At 71.2% G+C, this 16,582-nt stretch carries 13 protein-coding genes and 1 pseudogene; 8 read left to right on the forward strand and 6 right to left on the reverse strand.

What is annotated here, in order from left to right; translation table 11 throughout:
* The gene (locus tag ACFY9E_RS10830; protein WP_390981446.1) at window positions 1–882 is read right to left on the reverse strand and encodes a deoxyribose-phosphate aldolase; all 882 of its coding nucleotides are present in this window, start codon (window positions 880–882) and stop codon (window positions 1–3) included.
* On the reverse strand, window positions 879–1,829 hold the full coding sequence (iolC, locus tag ACFY9E_RS10835; RefSeq protein WP_390981448.1) for a 5-dehydro-2-deoxygluconokinase: 951 nt from the start codon (window positions 1,827–1,829) through the stop codon (window positions 879–881). Before iolC ends, ACFY9E_RS10830 begins: the two co-directional genes overlap by 4 nt.
* Window positions 1,830–2,276: 447 nt before the next feature.
* On the opposite strand from iolC, the gene ACFY9E_RS10840 reads away from it, so the two are divergent.
* Window positions 2,277–2,477, forward strand: coding sequence for a MerR family transcriptional regulator (locus ACFY9E_RS10840; RefSeq protein ID WP_390981450.1), 201 nt, complete (start codon window positions 2,277–2,279; stop codon window positions 2,475–2,477).
* A 95-nt stretch (window positions 2,478–2,572) separates the two neighbouring features.
* Here the strand turns inward: ACFY9E_RS10840 and ACFY9E_RS10845 are convergent, their stop codons facing one another.
* Complete coding sequence (locus ACFY9E_RS10845) at window positions 2,573–3,616, reverse strand: zinc-binding dehydrogenase (RefSeq protein WP_390981452.1); 1,044 nt, start codon at window positions 3,614–3,616, stop codon at window positions 2,573–2,575.
* Between the two features lie 101 nt (window positions 3,617–3,717).
* Window positions 3,718–5,934 (reverse strand): MMPL family transporter, encoded by a 2,217-nt coding sequence (locus ACFY9E_RS10850; protein ID WP_390981454.1) that lies wholly within the window; start codon window positions 5,932–5,934, stop codon window positions 3,718–3,720.
* A gap of 349 nt (window positions 5,935–6,283) precedes the next feature.
* Here ACFY9E_RS10850 and ACFY9E_RS10855 point away from each other — a divergent pair, with 349 nt between their 5' ends.
* The 3 genes from ACFY9E_RS10855 (at window position 6,284) to ACFY9E_RS10865 (ending at window position 9,562) form a co-directional block, all read left to right on the forward strand.
* On the forward strand, window positions 6,284–6,853 hold the full coding sequence (locus ACFY9E_RS10855) for a TetR family transcriptional regulator (protein ID WP_390982062.1): 570 nt from the start codon (window positions 6,284–6,286) through the stop codon (window positions 6,851–6,853).
* Window positions 6,854–6,938: 85 nt separating this feature from the next.
* Window positions 6,939–7,178: a heavy-metal-associated domain-containing protein gene (locus ACFY9E_RS10860; protein ID WP_352116250.1), complete on the forward strand. Its 240-nt coding sequence runs from the start codon at window positions 6,939–6,941 to the stop codon at window positions 7,176–7,178.
* Window positions 7,179–7,321: 143 nt separating this feature from the next.
* Window positions 7,322–9,562, forward strand: coding sequence for a heavy metal translocating P-type ATPase (locus tag ACFY9E_RS10865; RefSeq protein ID WP_390981456.1), 2,241 nt, complete (start codon window positions 7,322–7,324; stop codon window positions 9,560–9,562).
* 746 nt (window positions 9,563–10,308) lie between these two features.
* On the opposite strand, the gene ACFY9E_RS10870 is transcribed toward ACFY9E_RS10865, so the two are convergent.
* Together ACFY9E_RS10870 and ACFY9E_RS10875 are read right to left on the reverse strand one after the other, a co-directional pair.
* Window positions 10,309–11,598: a citrate synthase gene (locus ACFY9E_RS10870; protein WP_390981458.1), complete on the reverse strand. Its 1,290-nt coding sequence runs from the start codon at window positions 11,596–11,598 to the stop codon at window positions 10,309–10,311.
* A gap of 179 nt (window positions 11,599–11,777) precedes the next feature.
* Window positions 11,778–14,057, reverse strand: a complete 2,280-nt coding sequence (locus ACFY9E_RS10875; protein WP_390981460.1) for an ATP-dependent RecD-like DNA helicase — start codon at window positions 14,055–14,057, stop codon at window positions 11,778–11,780.
* A gap of 525 nt (window positions 14,058–14,582) precedes the next feature.
* Here ACFY9E_RS10875 and ACFY9E_RS10880 point away from each other — a divergent pair.
* The 4 genes and pseudogenes from ACFY9E_RS10880 to ACFY9E_RS10895 all read left to right on the forward strand — a co-directional run bounded on the left by ACFY9E_RS10880 (window position 14,583) and on the right by ACFY9E_RS10895 (window position 16,437).
* Window positions 14,583–14,753, forward strand: coding sequence for a hypothetical protein (locus ACFY9E_RS10880; RefSeq protein ID WP_390981462.1), 171 nt, complete (start codon window positions 14,583–14,585; stop codon window positions 14,751–14,753).
* 82 nt (window positions 14,754–14,835) lie between these two features.
* A complete protein-coding gene (locus ACFY9E_RS10885) occupies window positions 14,836–15,168 on the forward strand; it encodes a helix-turn-helix domain-containing protein (RefSeq protein WP_390981464.1) in 333 nt (110 codons plus the stop codon).
* A gap of 37 nt (window positions 15,169–15,205) precedes the next feature.
* Window positions 15,206–15,895, forward strand: a complete 690-nt coding sequence (locus ACFY9E_RS10890) for an NAD(P)H-dependent oxidoreductase (protein WP_390981466.1) — start codon at window positions 15,206–15,208, stop codon at window positions 15,893–15,895.
* An 11-nt stretch (window positions 15,896–15,906) separates the two neighbouring features.
* Window positions 15,907–16,437 (forward strand): annotated as a pseudogene (locus tag ACFY9E_RS10895) (GNAT family N-acetyltransferase).
* The last annotated feature ends 145 nt before the right edge of the window (window positions 16,438–16,582 follow it).

Genomic DNA, 16,582 nt, shown 5'->3' on the forward strand with positions numbered 1-16,582 from the left:
TCACAGCAGTCCGACGGCGGTGTCCACGGCGGCGGCCACGTCGCCGTCGGCCGGGTACAGCAGCGAACGCCCCACGACCAGCCCGCACACGGTGGGCAGTTGGAGGGCGCCGCGCCACTTCTCGTACGCCCCGTCCTGGTCGTCGCCCACCTCGCCGCCGAGCAGCACGGCGGGCAGTGTGGAGGTCGCCATGACCTCGGCCATGTCGTCGGGGTTGTCGGTGACCGGGACCTTCAGCCACGTGTAGGCGGAACTGCCGCCGAGGCCCGAGGCGATGGCGATCGACTTGGTGACGGCCTCGGCCGAGAGGTCGTTGCGCAGCCGGCCCGTCTCGTCGCGGCTGCTGAGGAACGGCTCGACGAAGACGGGGAGTTTCCGGGCGGCCATGGCGTCGACGGCCCGGGCGGTGGACTCCAGGGTGGTCAGCGAGCCCGGGTCGTCGTAGTCGATGCGCAGCAGGAGCTTGCCCGCGTCGAAGCCGAGGCGCTCGATGTCCTCGGGGCGGTGGCCGGTGAAACGGTCGTCGAGTTCGAAGCTCGCGCCCTGGAGGCCGCCGCGGTTCATCGAGCCCAGGACGACCTTGCCGTCGAGGGCGCCGAGCAGCAGCAGGTCGTCGAGGATGTCGGCAGTGGCGAGGACACCGTCCACACCGGGGCGGGACAGCGCCAGGCAGAGGCGTTCGAGCAGTTCGGCGCGGTTGGCCATGGCCATGGCGCGGCCGCCGACGCCGAGGGCGCCGCGGGCCGGGTGGTCGGCGGCGACGATCATCAGGCGGCCGGAGTCGTTCAGCAGCGGCCGGCGGGGGCGGCGGGCGGCCGCCTCGGCGATCGCCTCCGGGCGGTGGCTGCGCAGGCGGACGAGTTCGGAGACGTCGACGGTCACTGGACGGCCCCCGCCGTGACGGCCGCCTCGATCTCGCCCGGGGTGGGCATCGCGGACGAGCACTCCAGGCGCGAGGCGACGATGGCTCCGGCGGCGTTGGCGTGCCGCATGGTCTTCTCCAGGTCCCAGCCGGCCAGCAGGCCGTGGACGAGACAGCCGCCGAAGGCGTCGCCGGCGCCGAGGCCGTTGAGGACGTTCACCGGCAGCGGCGGGACCTCGGCGCTCTCGCCGGCGCTGTTCACCGCGAGGACGCCCTTGGGGCCCTGTTTGACGACGGCCAGTTCGACACCGGCGTCCAGGAGGGCGCGGGCGGCGGCATGGGGTTCGCGCACGCCCGTGGCGACCTCCACCTCGTCGAGGTTGCCGACGGCGACGGTGGTGTGGCGCAGGGCCTCCTCGTAGAAGGGGCGGGCGGCCTCGGGGTCCGTCCAGAACATCGGGCGCCAGTCGAGGTCGAAGACCGTCGCGCCGGCCTTGGCGCGGTGGGCGAGGGCCGCGAGGGTCGCCGTCCGGCTGGGCTCCTCGCTCAGGCCCGTGCCCGTGACCCAGAAGACCCGGGCCTCGCGGATCGCGTCCAGGTCGAGCTCGTGGGCGTCGATCTCCAGGTCGGGGGCCTTGGGCTGCCGGTAGAAGTACAGCGGGAAGTCGTCCGGGGGGAAGATCTCGCAGAAGGTGACCGGGGTGGGCAGGCCGGGGACCGGGGTGACCCAGCGGTCGTCCACGCCGAAGCCCTTCAGGGCCTCGTGGAGGTAGACGCCGAAGGGATCGTCGCCGGTGCGGGTGATCACCGCCGTCCGCCGCCCCAGGCGCGCCGCGGCGACCGCGACATTGCTCGCCGAACCACCGAGGAACTTGCCGAAGGACGTGACCTGCGGCAGTGGAACGCCCGTCTGGAGCGGATACAGATCCACTCCGATCCGCCCCATGGTGATCAGGTCGTACGCCATCGGTGTCCCCTCGGTGCTCGGCTCTCCCCGGCTTTGTAGCCCCCTCGCGAAGCCCTGTCAATGTTTTGTCCGGACATTCGGACCAGATCATGACAGCGCTTTCCGGTTGTCCACGTCCGTGTCCTCACAGTTCCGTAGTCTTCAGCCCGGCGTCCGGGTCCGCCTCTCCGGACGGCTGCGGCTCGGCAGGGGGACCGGGCGCCGTGTCAAGGCACCCCGCCGACACTCCGGCGTACGCCTTTGCCCCGGGTGTGTCACAAACGCCCTCTCCTCGTCACACATGTCGCGTGTATGCGGGTCTTCCGTCACACCCGGCGCACAGGCCCTGCCCTGTCTCACCGGACGTCGTTGACCGGACACAGGCTTGTTGATCGCCGACGCAGCGCCCGGCTCCCCCAGACGGCCGTCCCCGGCCGCCGCCGTGGCGCGCGCGAGGAGGTACACGTCATGCCCGACCGAAGGCTCTGGTCCTACAAGGAGATCGCGGCACACATCCGGGTACAGCCGGACACCGTGCGGTCCTACCGCAAGCACGGCCTGCTGCCCCCGCCCGACCATGTCGAGAGCGGCAAGCCCTACTGGTACGCCGACACCGTCCGGGCCTGGGTGGCCTCCCGGCCCGGCAACCGCGGCCGAAGAGCCGACTGATCCCTCCCGGCCCGACCTCGCGCCCCACCACCGTGGGGGACGGTCACCTCAGGGGCGTCGACCGGCTCCGGCCGGCACCCTCCGCTGCGGCGTCGTCAGCTCCACGGCTCGATGACCGTCACGCCCGCTGCCGGTGCCCTCCCCATCGCCGCCAGCGCGGACGGGGCCTCGTCCAGCGCGATCGTCGACGTCACCAGCAGGTCGGGGCGCAACACCCCGCTGCGGACCAGTTCCAGCATCGGCGGGTAACTGTGCGCGGCCATGCCGTGGCTGCCGAGCAGTTCGAGCTCCAGGGCGATCACCCGGGCCATCGGCACGGGGGTCGTGCCGTCCGGCGAGGGCAGCAGCCCGACCTGGACGTGACGGCCGCGGCGGCGCAGGCCGTTCACGGAGGCGGCGCACGTGGCGGGTGAGCCGAGGGCGTCGAGGGAGAGGTGGGCGCCACCACCGGTCAGCTCACGGATCGCCGCCGCGGTGTCCACCACGCTCGTCGCGTCGACACACCGCGCCGCCCCGAACGTCCGCGCCAGCTCCAGCGCGCCGGGCGACACGTCGACCGCCACGACCCGGGCGCCCGAGGCGGCCGCGATCATCACCGCCGACAGCCCCACCCCACCGCAGCCGTGCACCGCGACCCACTCCCCCGCCGCGACCCGGCCCTGCTGCACGACGCCCCGGTACGCCGTGGCGAAGCGGCAGCCGAGTGAGGCCGCCGTGGCGTAGGACATCTCCTCGGGCAGCGCCACGAGGTTGATGTCGGCGTGGTCCAGCGCCACGTACTGGGCGAAGGAACCCCAGTGCGTGAAGCCGGGCTGGGTCTGGCGCTCGCACACCTGGTGGTCACCGGCCGCGCAGGAGGGGCACGTGCCGCAGGCGCAGATGAACGGCACGGTGACCCGGTCGCCGGGCCGCCACCGGCCCACCCGGGCGCCCACCGCCTCGACGACACCGGCCAGTTCATGTCCGGGCACATGCGGGAGTGCGATGTCGGGGTCGTGCCCCTGCCAGCCGTGCCAGTCGCTGCGGCACAGCCCGGTGGCCTCGACCCGGACGACCACCCCGTGCTCCGCGGGCTCCGGGTCGGCGACCTCCCGGACCTCGGCCGCCTCCCCGTACCGCTCGAACACCACGGCCCGCATGGTCCACCCGCCTTCCGTTCGTCTCGTGTCCGGGGCGTCGGCATTCGGCCGCCCGCCCCCCTGCGGCCTCCCCGGACGGTCCGACGCTAGCGGGTGCCGCGTCAGCCGGCCGACGCGCCGACCTTGTCCCTGGTGGGTTCGGCCTCGCCCGCCGCCGGCTGAGGCGCGTCGCCCTCGCTCAGGCCGAACCGCTCGTGGAAGCGGCGCAGCGGGGCGGGGGCCCACCACGTGAAGCGGCCGGTGAGGCGCATGACGGCCGGGACCAGGAGGCTGCGGACGATCATCGCGTCCATCAGGACCGCCAGGGCGATGCCCAGGCCGAGCATCTTGGTGTTGGTGACCCGGGAGGTGCCGATGGCGACCATGACCACGGCGAGGATGACCGCTGCCGCCGTGATGAGCCCGCCGGTGCGGGCCAGGCCGTGACGGACGGCCTGGTCGTGGTCGCCGGTGTGGTCGTACTCCTCCTTGATGCGGGAGAGCAGGAAGACCCCGTAGTCCATGGACAGGCCGAACGCCACGCAGAACATCAGGACCGGGAGGGTCGTCTCGATGGAGCCGGGGCTGGTGAAGCCGAGCAGGCCGGACAGGTGGCCGTCCTGGAAGACCCAGACGACCGCGCCGAACATGGCCGTCAGGCTCAGGGCGTTGAGGACGACCGCCTGGATCGGTATGAGCACGCTGCCGGTGAGGAGGAAGACCAGGAGCAGGGTGACGACGGTGATGAGGACGGCCGCGAGCGGCAGGCGCTCGCCTATGGCGTTCTTCGAGTCGACCAGGACGGCCGCCGTGCCGGTCACCTTGGTGTCGAAGGGGGCCCGGACCTCGCGCAGGTCGCCGACCAGACGCTGGGCCGGATCGTCGACCGCCTCGCCCTCCGGCAGCACCGTGAAGTACGCCGAGTCGCCCTTCACCAGCGGTCCGTCGACCCGCAGCACGTCGGGAAGTGCGGCGATCCGCTGCTTGTAGGCGCCGTACTGCGCCTCGGTGGCGCGGCCTTCGGCGAGCACTTCGAGGCCGCCGCCGGGGCTGCCCGGGAAGCCCTCCCGGATGTGCTGCTGCACGGTGTGGGACTCGGAGGTCGACGGCAGCTGCCGGTCGTCCGCCGTGCCGAACCTCACGCCCAGGAAGGGCAGTCCGAGCAGGACGAGGACGGCTGTGGTGCCCAGGGCGAAGAACGGGGCGCGGCGCATGACGAGCGCCGCCGTGCGGGCCCAGGCCCCGCCTTCCTCCTCGGAGGGCTCAGGCCGCTGCCCCCGCCGGAAGAGGCGGCGCAGGTCCAGGGCGTTCACCCGGTGGCCCAGCAGCATCAGCGCCGCCGGGAGCAGGATCAGCGCGGCCGCGGCGGCCAGCAGCACCACGGCGATCCCGGCGTAGGCGAAGGAGCGCAGGAAGTACTGCGGGAAGACGAGCATCGCCGCCAGGGAGACCGCGACCGTGAGCGCGGAGAACAGCACGGTCCGGCCCGCTGTGCGCAGGGTCGTGCCGATCGCGGTCAGGGGCTCGGCACCCGTGGACAGTTCCTCGCGGAAGCGGCGGACGATGAAGAGGGCGTAGTCGATGGCGAGGCCCAGGCCGAGGGCCGTGGTGAGGTTGATCGCGAACACGGACACGTCGGTGAGCTCGGTGAGGCCGCGCAGGACGGCGTTGGTCCCGAGGATGGCGACGATGCCGATGCCGAGCGGCAGCAGGGCCGCGACGGCGCTGCCGAAGACCATCACGAGCAGCACCAGCGTCACGGGCAGGGCGATGAGCTCGGCCCGCGTGAGGTCCTCCTGGATGACCGTCTGCATCTCGTGCCGCACGGCGACCGGGCCGCCGATGGAGACGTCCACCGGGCCGTGGGCGCCGCGGTAGTGGGACGCGAGGCGCTCCAAGGTCTCGCCGGCGGTCTTCTCGTCGCCGGTGATGCGGGCGGCTATCAGCGCCTCGTGCCCGTCCTCGGCGCGCAGGGCCGGGGCGCCCGACTGCCAGTAGGAGCCGACGCCGGTGACGCCCCGCTCACCCGCGAGGCGCTCGGTGAGCCGCTCGGCCTCGGCGGCGACGGCCGGGGTGTCGACCGAGGCGTCGCCCGCGTCGACCAGGAGCAGCAGGTTGGGCTGGGAGCCCGGGAACTCGCGCTCCAGGGCCCTGGTCGCGTAGGTGGACTCGGCGGCCGGGTCCTCCCAGCCGCCGGCGCCGAGCCGGTCGGCGACACCGCTGCCGGCCAGCACCGCGAGCGCGGTGAGCACCAGCGCCACCAGCAGCGACAGCCTGGGCCGGGCGGTGACGAAACGGGTCCAGCCTCCGACGCGCGGTGCTGTGTTGACTTCGGTCATCGTGCGGTGTCCCCTTCACCGTGACCCGTGTCCAGGCGCAGCCTGACAGCACGGGGCTGCCATAGACTGGCAAACACGAGAGATCGCTCGCATTTCTGCCGACTCCAGAATGCGAGCGGCCACTCGCGTTTGTCAATCGCGTTCTGAGACCTGGGGATAGCGCGTGCCCGAGAAGACCGAGAAAGCCGGAACCGAGGCGACGACGGCGACGGCGACCGAAACGGCGACGGCGGCCGAGGCCACAGCGGCGTCCGAGCCGACGCCGGAGGAGACGGCGACGGCCGGGACGACGGCGACGACGGCGGCCGAGGACCGGCCGCGCCGCCGCCAGGCCCGCGGCGAGCGCCGGATCGCCCAGCTGCTCGACGCCGCCGCCCGGGTCTTCTCCACGACCGGCTACACGGCCGCCAGCACCAACGCCATCGCCCGTGAGGCGGGCGTCTCCCCGGGGACGCTGTACCAGTTCTTCCCGAACAAGGAAGCGATCGCGATCGAGCTGGGGAGTCGGCTCATGCACGAGATGCGGCAGTCGTACGACGAGGTCCTCACCCCGATCGACCCCGCGGCGACCCCGCTCGAAGAGGTGATCGCCGGGACGGTCGACCGCTTCATCGAGTTCAACTGCCGCCACCCGGCCTTCTTCGTGCTGATGCACGGCCCGGACATCCCGGGCCGCATCGCCGAGGAACACGACGCGCTGCACACCACGCTGGTCGCCCGGGTCGAGACGATCCTCGCCCCGTTCGCACCCGACGCGCCCGCCGAGGCCGTCACCCGCACCGCCCAGATGTGCGTCGGCATCTACAAGGCCGGCCTGGAGCTGATCCTGGCCCAGGAGGGCGCCGAGCGGGAGGCGTACGTCCAGGAGGTGAAGGACGCCCTCCTGCGCTATCTGCGACCCCTGACGGGGACGTCGTGAACTGATACCCCCTAGGGGTACAGTTGGGTGTACGGATCCCCCAAAGGACCCCACAGCCCCACACGCCTCGACGAGGAGTAACGACATGACCGCCCAGACCGACACCACGGGCCCCGTCACCACCGTCTTCAAGGTGAGCGGCATGAGCTGCGGACACTGCGAGGGCGCGGTCTCCGGTGAGATCTCCCAGATCTCCGGCGTGAGTTCGGTGACGGCCGTCGCCAAGACCGGCGAGGTCACCGTCGTCTCCGCGACCCCGCTCGACGACGAGGCCGTGCGCGCCGCCGTCGACGAGGCCGGCTTCGAACTGGCCGGGCGGGCCTGAGCCACCCGAGTCCGGCAGCCGGCCAGGTCTGAGACGCGCCGGATCCGGCACTCGTACCCGTGTACGGGCCGTACGCCCCGCCGTCCCCGGCCCGTACGGCCCGTTCCGCTACCCGGGCGCCCCGCATCTCCTGGAGTGAGGACATGACCAGCACCACCGCCCATGCACCGGCCGGCCGCGAGCCGGCCCTCGCCGAGGTCGAGCTGCGCATCGGCGGGATGACCTGCGCCTCCTGCGCGGCCCGCGTGGAGAAGAAGCTCAACCGCATGGACGGCGTCAGCGCCACGGTGAACTACGCGACGGAGAAGGCCCGGGTCACCTACCCCGAGGGCACCGAGGTCGCCGATCTGATCGCCACCGTGGTGAAGACCGGGTACACCGCCGAGGAGCCCGCGCCCGCACGCGAGGAGACCTCCGCCGCCGAGGCGGAGGACCCCGAGACGGCGGCCCTGCGCAGCCGCCTCACCGTCTCCGCCGCTCTCGCCGCGCCCGTGATCCTGCTGGCGATGGTTCCGGCCCTGCAGTTCGACAACTGGCAGTGGCTCTCGCTCACGCTCGCCGCCCCGGTCGTCGTCTGGGGCGGGCTGCCCTTCCACCGGGCGGCCTGGACGAACGCCCGGCACGGCGCCGCCACCATGGACACGCTGGTCTCCCTCGGCACCCTGGCCGCGTTCGGCTGGTCCCTGTGGGCGCTGTTCCTCGGCGACGCGGGCATGCCGGGCATGCGGCACCCCTTCGAGCTCACGGTCGCGCGCGGGGACGGCGCCTCCTCGATCTACCTGGAGGTCGCCTCCGGGGTCACCGCCTTCATCCTGCTGGGCCGCTACCTGGAGGCCCGCTCCAAGCGCCGCGCGGGAGCCGCGCTCAGGGCGCTGATGGAACTGGGCGCCAAGGACGTGGCCGTCCTGCGGGACGGGCGGGAGGTGCGGATCCCCGCGCAGCGCCTGGCCGTCGGCGACCGGTTCGTCGTACGGCCCGGCGAGAAGATCGCCACCGACGGCACGGTCGTCGAGGGCGCCTCCGCGGTGGACGCCTCGATGCTGACCGGCGAGTCGGTGCCGGTGGACGTGGCGCCCGGGGACCCGGTCACCGGCGCGACGGTCAACGCGGGCGGGCGGCTGGTCGTGGAGGCCACCCGGATCGGTGCCGACACCCGGCTCGCACGGATGGCGAAACTGGTGGAGGACGCGCAGAACGGCAAGGCCGAGGTGCAGCGGCTCGCCGACCGGATCTCCGGGATCTTCGTGCCGGTGGTGCTGCTGATCGCCGTCGCCACGGCCGGGGCGTGGCTCGGGCTGACCGGCGACGGCGTCGCCGCGTTCACCGCGGGCGTCGCGGTGCTGATCATCGCCTGCCCGTGCGCCCTGGGCCTGGCCACCCCGACCGCGCTGATGGTCGGCACGGGCCGTGGCGCCCAGCTCGGCATCCTCATCAAGGGCCCCGAGGTCCTGGAGTCCACCCGCCGGGTCGACACGGTCGTCCTGGACAAGACCGGCACCGTCACCACCGGCCGCATGACCCTCCACGAGGTGCACATCGCCGAGGGCGCCGACGAGAAGGAGGTGCTGCGGCTCGCGGGCGCCGTCGAGCACGCCTCCGAGCACCCCGTCGCCCGCGCGATCGCCCTGGGCGCCGAGGAGCGGGCCGGTCACCTCCCGGACGTCGAAGGGTTCGAGAACGTCCCCGGGCGGGGCGTACGCGGACGGGTGGAGGGCCGTGCGGTCGCCGTGGGGCGGCTCTTCGACGACATGCCGCCGGAGCTGGCCCGCGCGCGGGACGAGGCCGAACGGGCCGGGCACACGGCCGTCGTGGCCGGCTGGGACGGGACGGCACAGGCCGTTCTGGCCGTGGCGGACACCGTCAAGGAGACCAGCGCCGAGGCCGTGCGCGAGCTGCGCGCGCTGGGGCTCACACCGGTGCTGCTGACCGGGGACAACCGTGCGGTGGCCGAGACGGTGGCCGCGGCCGTGGGAATCGAGAAGGTGATGGCCGAGGTCCTGCCCGAGGACAAGGTCGACGCGGTGCGGCGGCTGCAGGCCGAGGGGCGGGTCGTCGCCATGGTGGGCGACGGCGTCAACGACGCGGCCGCGCTCGCCACCGCCGATCTGGGCCTGGCCATGGGCACCGGCACGGACGCGGCGATCGAGGCGGGCGATCTGACGCTGGTGCGCGGTGATCTGCGGGTGGCGGCGGACGCGATCCGGCTGTCCCGCCGGACGCTGGCCACGATCAAGGGCAATCTCGTGTGGGCCTTCGGCTACAACGTGGCCGCGCTGCCGCTGGCAGCCGCGGGCCTGCTGAATCCGATGATCGCCGGGGCCGCGATGGCCTTCTCGTCGGTCTTCGTCGTCACGAACAGTCTGCGGCTGCGAACATTTCGGTGAAGTCACCCGAATTCGCCCCACGTTCGCGGCGAACGCGATTTGAGCCCCTCTGGAGTCCCGGGCCCGGCTCACATAAGCTCTTCACAAGGCTCGCGCATCATCCTTACGCTTGGGTCTCCAACGGCATATCCGGGCTCTTGCGCATCTAACGGACATGAGCAAGAGACGCAGATCACAGTGATGTGAACGTAACCATCGAAGGGGTTCGAAGGTCTAAGTTGACGGTGTCAGGGAGCGTCTTGGGGGGCGCCACCTGGCATCTGGAGATGTCTTGGGGGACTTCTCCGGAGATGCGTTGCCGGGGCACGTACACCGGGAAGCTTTGAGCGGCCCTCCCGGGCGTGCGCTGTCCCGGCAGATCGCACACCACCTCAGCACGACGAGTTCTGCTCGGTAGTACGACGAGTTCTGCTCGTTCTGCTCAACAGCGATTCAGGCGCTGTCCTCACAGACGCCCGGCCGGATCCCGTGGGGGGAATCCGTACCGGGACTGGGAAGGCGCCCTGGTCGTCGGCCCGTGGGGGGACCGGCGCCGGGGCGCCTTCTTTTATCGCCCCACCGAGGACCCGCCTCTTCACGTCCGCCCCGTGAGCTCTGCACCCGCCCCCGTAAGCCCCCGTGAGCTCTGCACCCGCCCCCGTAAGCCCCCCGTGAGCTCTGCGCCCGACACGGAGCCGGGCACGCGAAAGCCCCCGCACCCGCCGGAGCAACCGAGCGGATACGGGGGCTCGAAGCCGTGGGGCGCCTCAGCGCTCCTCGACGGGCACGAAGTCGCGCTCGACCACGCCCGTGTAGATCTGGCGCGGGCGACCGATGCGGGAGCCCGGCTCCTTGATCATCTCGTGCCACTGGGCGATCCAGCCCGGCAGGCGGCCGAGGGCGAACAGGACCGTGAACATCTCGGTCGGGAAGCCCATGGCCCGGTAGATCAGGCCCGTGTAGAAGTCGACGTTCGGGTAGAGGCTGCGCGAGACGAAGTAGTCGTCGGAGAGCGCGTGCTCCTCCAGCTTCAGCGCGATGTCCAGCAGCTCGTCGGACTTGCCGAGGGCGGACAGCACGTCGTGCGCGGCGGCCTTGATGATCTTGGCGCGCGGGTCGAAGTTCTTGTAGACCCGGTGGCCGAAGCCCATCAGCCGGACGCCGTCCTCCTTGTTCTTCACCTTGCGGATGAAGGAGTCGACGTCACCGCCGGCGTCGCGGATGCCCTCCAGCATCTCCAGCACCGACTGGTTGGCGCCGCCGTGCAGCGGGCCCCACAGGGCGTTGATGCCGGCGGAGATCGAGGCGAACATGTTCGCCTGCGAGGAGCCGACCAGGCGGACCGTGGACGTCGAGCAGTTCTGCTCGTGGTCCGCGTGCAGGATCAGCAGCTTGTCGAGCGCGGAGACCACGGTCGGGTCGAGCTCGTACTCCTGCGCCGGGACCGAGAAGGTCATGCGGAGGAAGTTCTCGACGTAGCCGAGGTCGTTGCGCGGGTAGACGAACGGGTGACCGATCGACTTCTTGTACGCGTACGCGGCGATCGTCGGGAGCTTGGCGAGCAGGCGGATCGTGGAGAGGTTGCGCTGGCGCTCGTCGAACGGGTTGTGGCTGTCCTGGTAGAACGTGGACAGCGCCGAGACCACCGAGGACAGCATGGCCATCGGGTGGGCGTCGCGCGGGAAGCCCTTGTAGAAGTTCTTGACGTCCTCGTGCAGCAGGGTGTGCTGCGTGATGTCGTTCTTGAACGTCGAGAGCTCGTCGACCGTCGGCAGTTCGCCGTTGATCAGCAGGTAGGCGACCTCCAGGAAGGTGGAGCGCTCGGCCAGCTGCTCGATCGGGTAGCCGCGGTACCGCAGGATGCCCGCTTCGCCGTCCAGGTACGTGACGGCGGATTTATACGCGGCCGTGTTGCCGTAACCGCTGTCCAGCGTCACCAGACCGGTCTGGGCGCGGAGCTTTCCGATGTCGAAGCCCTTGTCACCGACGGTGCTGTCGATCACCGGGTAGGTGTACTCGCCGTCGCCGTACCGCAGTACTACAGAGTTGTCGCTCACGTCTTCCCTCACCGACGTTGTGCCTCATCTTCGAGGTTGCCCTGACTGTCTCTACCATCCCCCACTTGGCTCAGGAGAGTGCACTCGGGGTCGACCATCGGGCCTATTGGCGGCACTGAGTGCCGTCAACTTGCTCATCCTGCCCCCTGTGTTCCCCTTCCGGAAGTGTCTTGTGACCTTCACGACTCATTTGATCGATCATTTTTCGTTGAACCGAGCCGGAAGTCGAGTGCCGTGCACCGCCGGCCCGCCGAAACCGTGCGCACCGCCTGGCCGATCGCCTTGCGCGAACCGACGAGGACGACCAGCTGCTTGGCCCGGGTGACCGCCGTGTAGAGCAGGTTCCGCTGGAGCATCATCCAGGCACCCGTGGTGACCGGGATGACGACCGCCGGGTACTCGCTGCCCTGGGAGCGATGGATCGTCACGGCGTACGCGTGGGCAAGCTCGTCGAGCTCGTCGAACTCGTACGGCACCTCCTCGTCCTCGTCCGTGAGCACCGTCAGGCGCTGGTCGACCGGGTCGAGCGAGGTCACCACACCGACGGTGCCGTTGAAGACACCGTTCTCACCCTTCTCGTAATTGTTGCGAATCTGGGTGACCTTGTCTCCGACGCGGAAGACCCGTCCGCCGAATCTCTTCTCGGGCAGGTCGGGGCGGCCGGGGGTGACGGCCTGCTGGAGCAGGCCGTTGAGGGTGCCCGCACCGGCCGGGCCCCGGTGCATGGGCGCGAGGACCTGGACGTCCCGGCGGGGGTCCAGACCGAACTTGGCCGGAATGCGACGCGCCGCCACGTCCACGGTGAGCCGGCCGGCGGCCTCCGTGTCGTCCTCGACGAAGAGGAAGAAGTCCTTCATTCCGTCGGTGAGCGGGTGTTGGCCGGCGTTGATCCGGTGGGCGTTCGTCACCACGCCCGACTGCTGGGCCTGCCGGAAGACCCGGGTGAGGCGGACGGCGGGGACCGGGCCGCCGTCGGCCAGGAGGTCCCGGAGGACCTCGCCCGCGCCGACGCTGGGCAGCTGGTCCACGTCCCCCACGAACAGCAGGTGGGCTCCCGGCGGGACCGCCTTGACCAGCTTGTTGGCGAGGAGCAGGTCCAGCATGGACGCCTCGTCGACCACCACCAGGTCGGCGTCCAGCGGGCGCTCCCGGTCGTAGGCCGCGTCGCCGCCGGGCTTGAGCTCCAGCAGGCGGTGGACGGTGGAGGCCTCGGCGCCGGTGAGCTCGGACAGGCGTTTGGCGGCCCGGCCCGTGGGGGCGGCCAGCACGACCTTCGCCTTTCTGGCGCGGGCCAGCTCCACGATCGAGCGGACCGTGAAGGACTTGCCGCAGCCGGGCCCGCCGGTGAGGACGGCGACCTTCTCGGTCAGCGCCAGCTTGACGGCGGCCTCCTGCTCGGGCGCGAGATCGGTACCCGTGCGCCCCTTGAGCCAGCTCAGGGCCTTCTCCCAGGCCACGGTCCGGAAAGCCGGCATGCGGTCCTCGCCGGTGCGCAGGAGGCGCAGCAGCTGGGCGGAGAGGGAGAGTTCGGCGCGGTGGAAGGGGACGAGGTAGATCGCGGTGACGGGCTCCCCGCCGTCGGGGCCCGGCACCTTCTCCCGTACGACGCCGGGGTCCTCACCGTCCTCACGGGGTTCGGCCAGTTCCGCCAGGCATTCGATGACCAGGCCCGTGTCGACCTGGAGGAGCTTGACCGCGTCCTTGATCAGCTGCTCCTCGGGGAGGAAGCAGTGGCCCTGGTCGGTGGACTGGGACAGCGCGTACTGCAGGCCCGCCTTGACGCGCTCGGGGCTGTCGTGCGGGATGCCGACGGACTGGGCGATCTTGTCGGCGGTGAGGAAGCCGATGCCCCAGACGTCGGAGGCGAGCCGGTAGGGCTGGTTCTTCACGACCGAGATGGAGGCGTCGCCGTACTTCTTGTAGATGCGCACGGCGATGGAGGTGGAGACCTCGACCGTCTGGAGGAAGAGCATGACCTCCTTGATGGCCTTCTGCTCCTCCCAGGCGTCGGCGATCTTCTTGGTGCGCTTGGGGCCGAGCCCGGGGACCTCGACGAGCCGCTTGGGCTCCTCCTCGATGATGCGGAGGGTGTCCATGCCGAAGTGCTGGGTGATCCGGTCGGCGAAGACCGGGCCGATGCCCTTGACCAGGCCCGAGCCGAGATAGCGGCGGATGCCCTGGACGGTGGCCGGGAGGACGGTCGTGTAGTTCTCTACGTGGAATTGCTTTCCGTACTGCGGGTGCGAGCCCCAGCGGCCCTCCATGCGCAGGGACTCGCCGACCTGCGCGCCGAGCAGCGCACCGACGACGGTGAGCAGGTCGCCGGCGCCTCTGCCGGTGTCGACCCGGGCGACCGTGTAGCCGTTCTCCTCGTTGGCGTACGTGATGCGTTCGAGTACGCCGTCCAGCGTGGCCAGTCGCCGCTCGCCCGCCTGGGCGGCCCCCGCCTGATCGGTCATGATCCGACGGTACCGCCCGGGTACGACAGTGCGGCGGGGCGATCCGCCCGGCTGCCCTCGTATAAAGCGACCGATCAGTATGCGGGCAGGGGCTCACTTTTCACCGTGGATTCACACGAGGGGGCGAAGCTTTACAGTTCAGGCATCGACGTTGCCCCTTTTCGATTCTTCGCCGTGGAAGAATTCAGGAGTTCATCAAATAAAGGGGGGCGGACTAGATTCCGGAGCGACCGTGATGCCGATGCGTCCCCCAGGCCAGAGCGCCCCTCGGTGCGCGCACACGGCGGGCACGCTCCTCGTCGGCCTGTGCGCCGTCGGCGCGTTGACGCTGCTCCTGGCGGCTCCGGCGCTGTCCGGGGAGCACGCGATCGTGGCTCCGGGGTCTTCCGAACCGCACGGGAACACCCCCGGCCCTCCCCCGCCGCACCGGGGACCCGCGCCGGAATTCCCGCCATCCCCAGGCCCTGGGCCGGGCTGATTCCGCCCCGTCCCCCTTTCCCCCGCCCCGAATGACGACGAGGAACGATGTCGCCCCAGGCTCAGAGTGTCGCCCTGTGGATCATGTCCCTGGCCATCAACGTCACGGCGGTGTGCGCGGGGATCGTGTGGGGCTGGGAGGCCTTCGCGCAGTTCCTGCTTCCGGCGTTCGGGTCGGTGGTGGGGGCGTCGATGGTGAGCTGCAGCCTGCGGCGGTGAGGGCGCCGGCCGGAGCGTCGCGGGCAGCTCATATCGAGATATCGTGGTGTGTCCGACTGTGGAGCGAAAGGGCGGGCGGCGCATGAGCGCGACGGCGGAACTCGATCCGGACGATCTGGTCGAGGTGTTCAAGGCCCTCGGCAATCCCGCCCGATTGCAGATCATGCGGTGGCTGAAGGATCCCGAGGCGCACTTCGGCGCGTACGAACCGATCGCGGACCGCCGGACGGTCGGCGTGTGCGTCACCCACATCCAGGCGAAGGCGGGCCTCGCCCAGTCGACGGTCTCCAGCTACATGAGCACGCTCGAACGGGCGGGGCTCGTACGGCCCACACGGATCGGCAAATGGACCCACTACCGGCGCGACGAGGAGCGGCTGACGCAGGTGGCGCGGGCGATCGGCACCACTCTCTGAGCATTGACGAATCGCGATACGTCGATATGATCTCCTCATGTCGACCTTTGACGCTGCGCCCAGCGCCCTGATCGTCCACGCACATCCCGAGCCCCGGTCGTTCAGCTCCGCCCAGATGACCGCCGCGGCCCGGTCCCTCGGCGAGGCCGGGTACCGGGTCGACATCCTGGATCTCTACGCCGAGGGCTGGGCCCCGGTGCTGGCCCGGGACGAATTCCCGCCGGTGGACGGCCCGTTCAAGCCGCAGGCCGAGCAACTGCGCGCGGTCGAGGAGGGAACGCTCGACGCGGCCGTCCGGGAGCACCTGGACCGGCTGCTCGCCGCCGATCTGCTCGTGCTGTCGTTCCCGATGTGGTGGTTCTCGCTGCCCGCCGTCCTCAAGGGCTGGGTGGACCGGGTCTTCGTGATGGGCGGGGTCTTCGGCGGTGCCCACGGGCTCTTCGGCGAGGCCGCGCTCGCCGGCAAGCGCGCGATGCTGCTGTTCACGACCGGCGGGGCCGGCGAGTCGTTCCGGCCTGGTGGCGCCTTCGGGCCGATGGACGCCTTCCTGTTCCACATCCACCGCGGGATGCTGGAGTTCGTCGGCTTCGAGGTGCTCGACCCGGTCATCACCTACGGACCGGCCCGCATGACCGACGAGGAACGGGCCGCGGCCCTGGAAGCGGTCGGGCAGGCCGTCGTCCGGGCGACGCGAAAGCCGATTGCCGCCCCGCTTCCGGCTGACTAGCGTCCGCTCCCATGCCTCCCACCCTGCGTACCGCGCGCCTGCTCCTGACCCCCTACACCCCGGACGACGAGGACGCCTTCGTCGCCCTCTTCCAGGACACCAGGGTCTCCCGGTGGATGGGTGACGGGCCCTCCCCCGAGGCGGACGACCGGGCCCTGTTCGGGCGGATCTTCAGCAAGGTCTACGCCCGGGACCTGTTCGACGTGTGGGCGGTCCGGCGCGCCGGGCGGCTGGTCGGGCACGCGGAGATCAAGCGGACCGACGCGGTGGACGGGCACGAGATCGTCTACGCGCTGGCCCCCGGGGCCTGAGGAAGCGGACTCGGGACGGAACTCGCCGAGGCCCTCCTGGCGTACGGCTTCGAGACGCTCGGGCTCACCGAGGTGCACGCCACCGTCGCCGCCGGCAACGAGGCCTCGCTGCGCCTGCTCGGGCGCATCGGGTTCGAGCACGTGCGCGATATCGAGGAGGACGACGGTGGTCTCACGCGCGTGCTCACAGCCTGCCGGAGACCACTGCGCGCCACATCCGGCCCGCTGTGAGAACGGCCTCGGTGAGGGGGTGGCGCAGTTCCGCGCCGGGCTCCGTCACCAGGTCGGTGCCCTGCGCGGCCCCGTCGGGACCGCCCCGGCCCGGGGCCCTCAAGAATCCGGCAAGAAATTCCTACTCCGCCGTGCAACCCTTTCC

Source organism: Streptomyces sp. NPDC012466 (assembly GCF_042955215.1).
Lineage (GTDB): Bacteria > Actinomycetota > Actinomycetes > Streptomycetales > Streptomycetaceae > Streptomyces.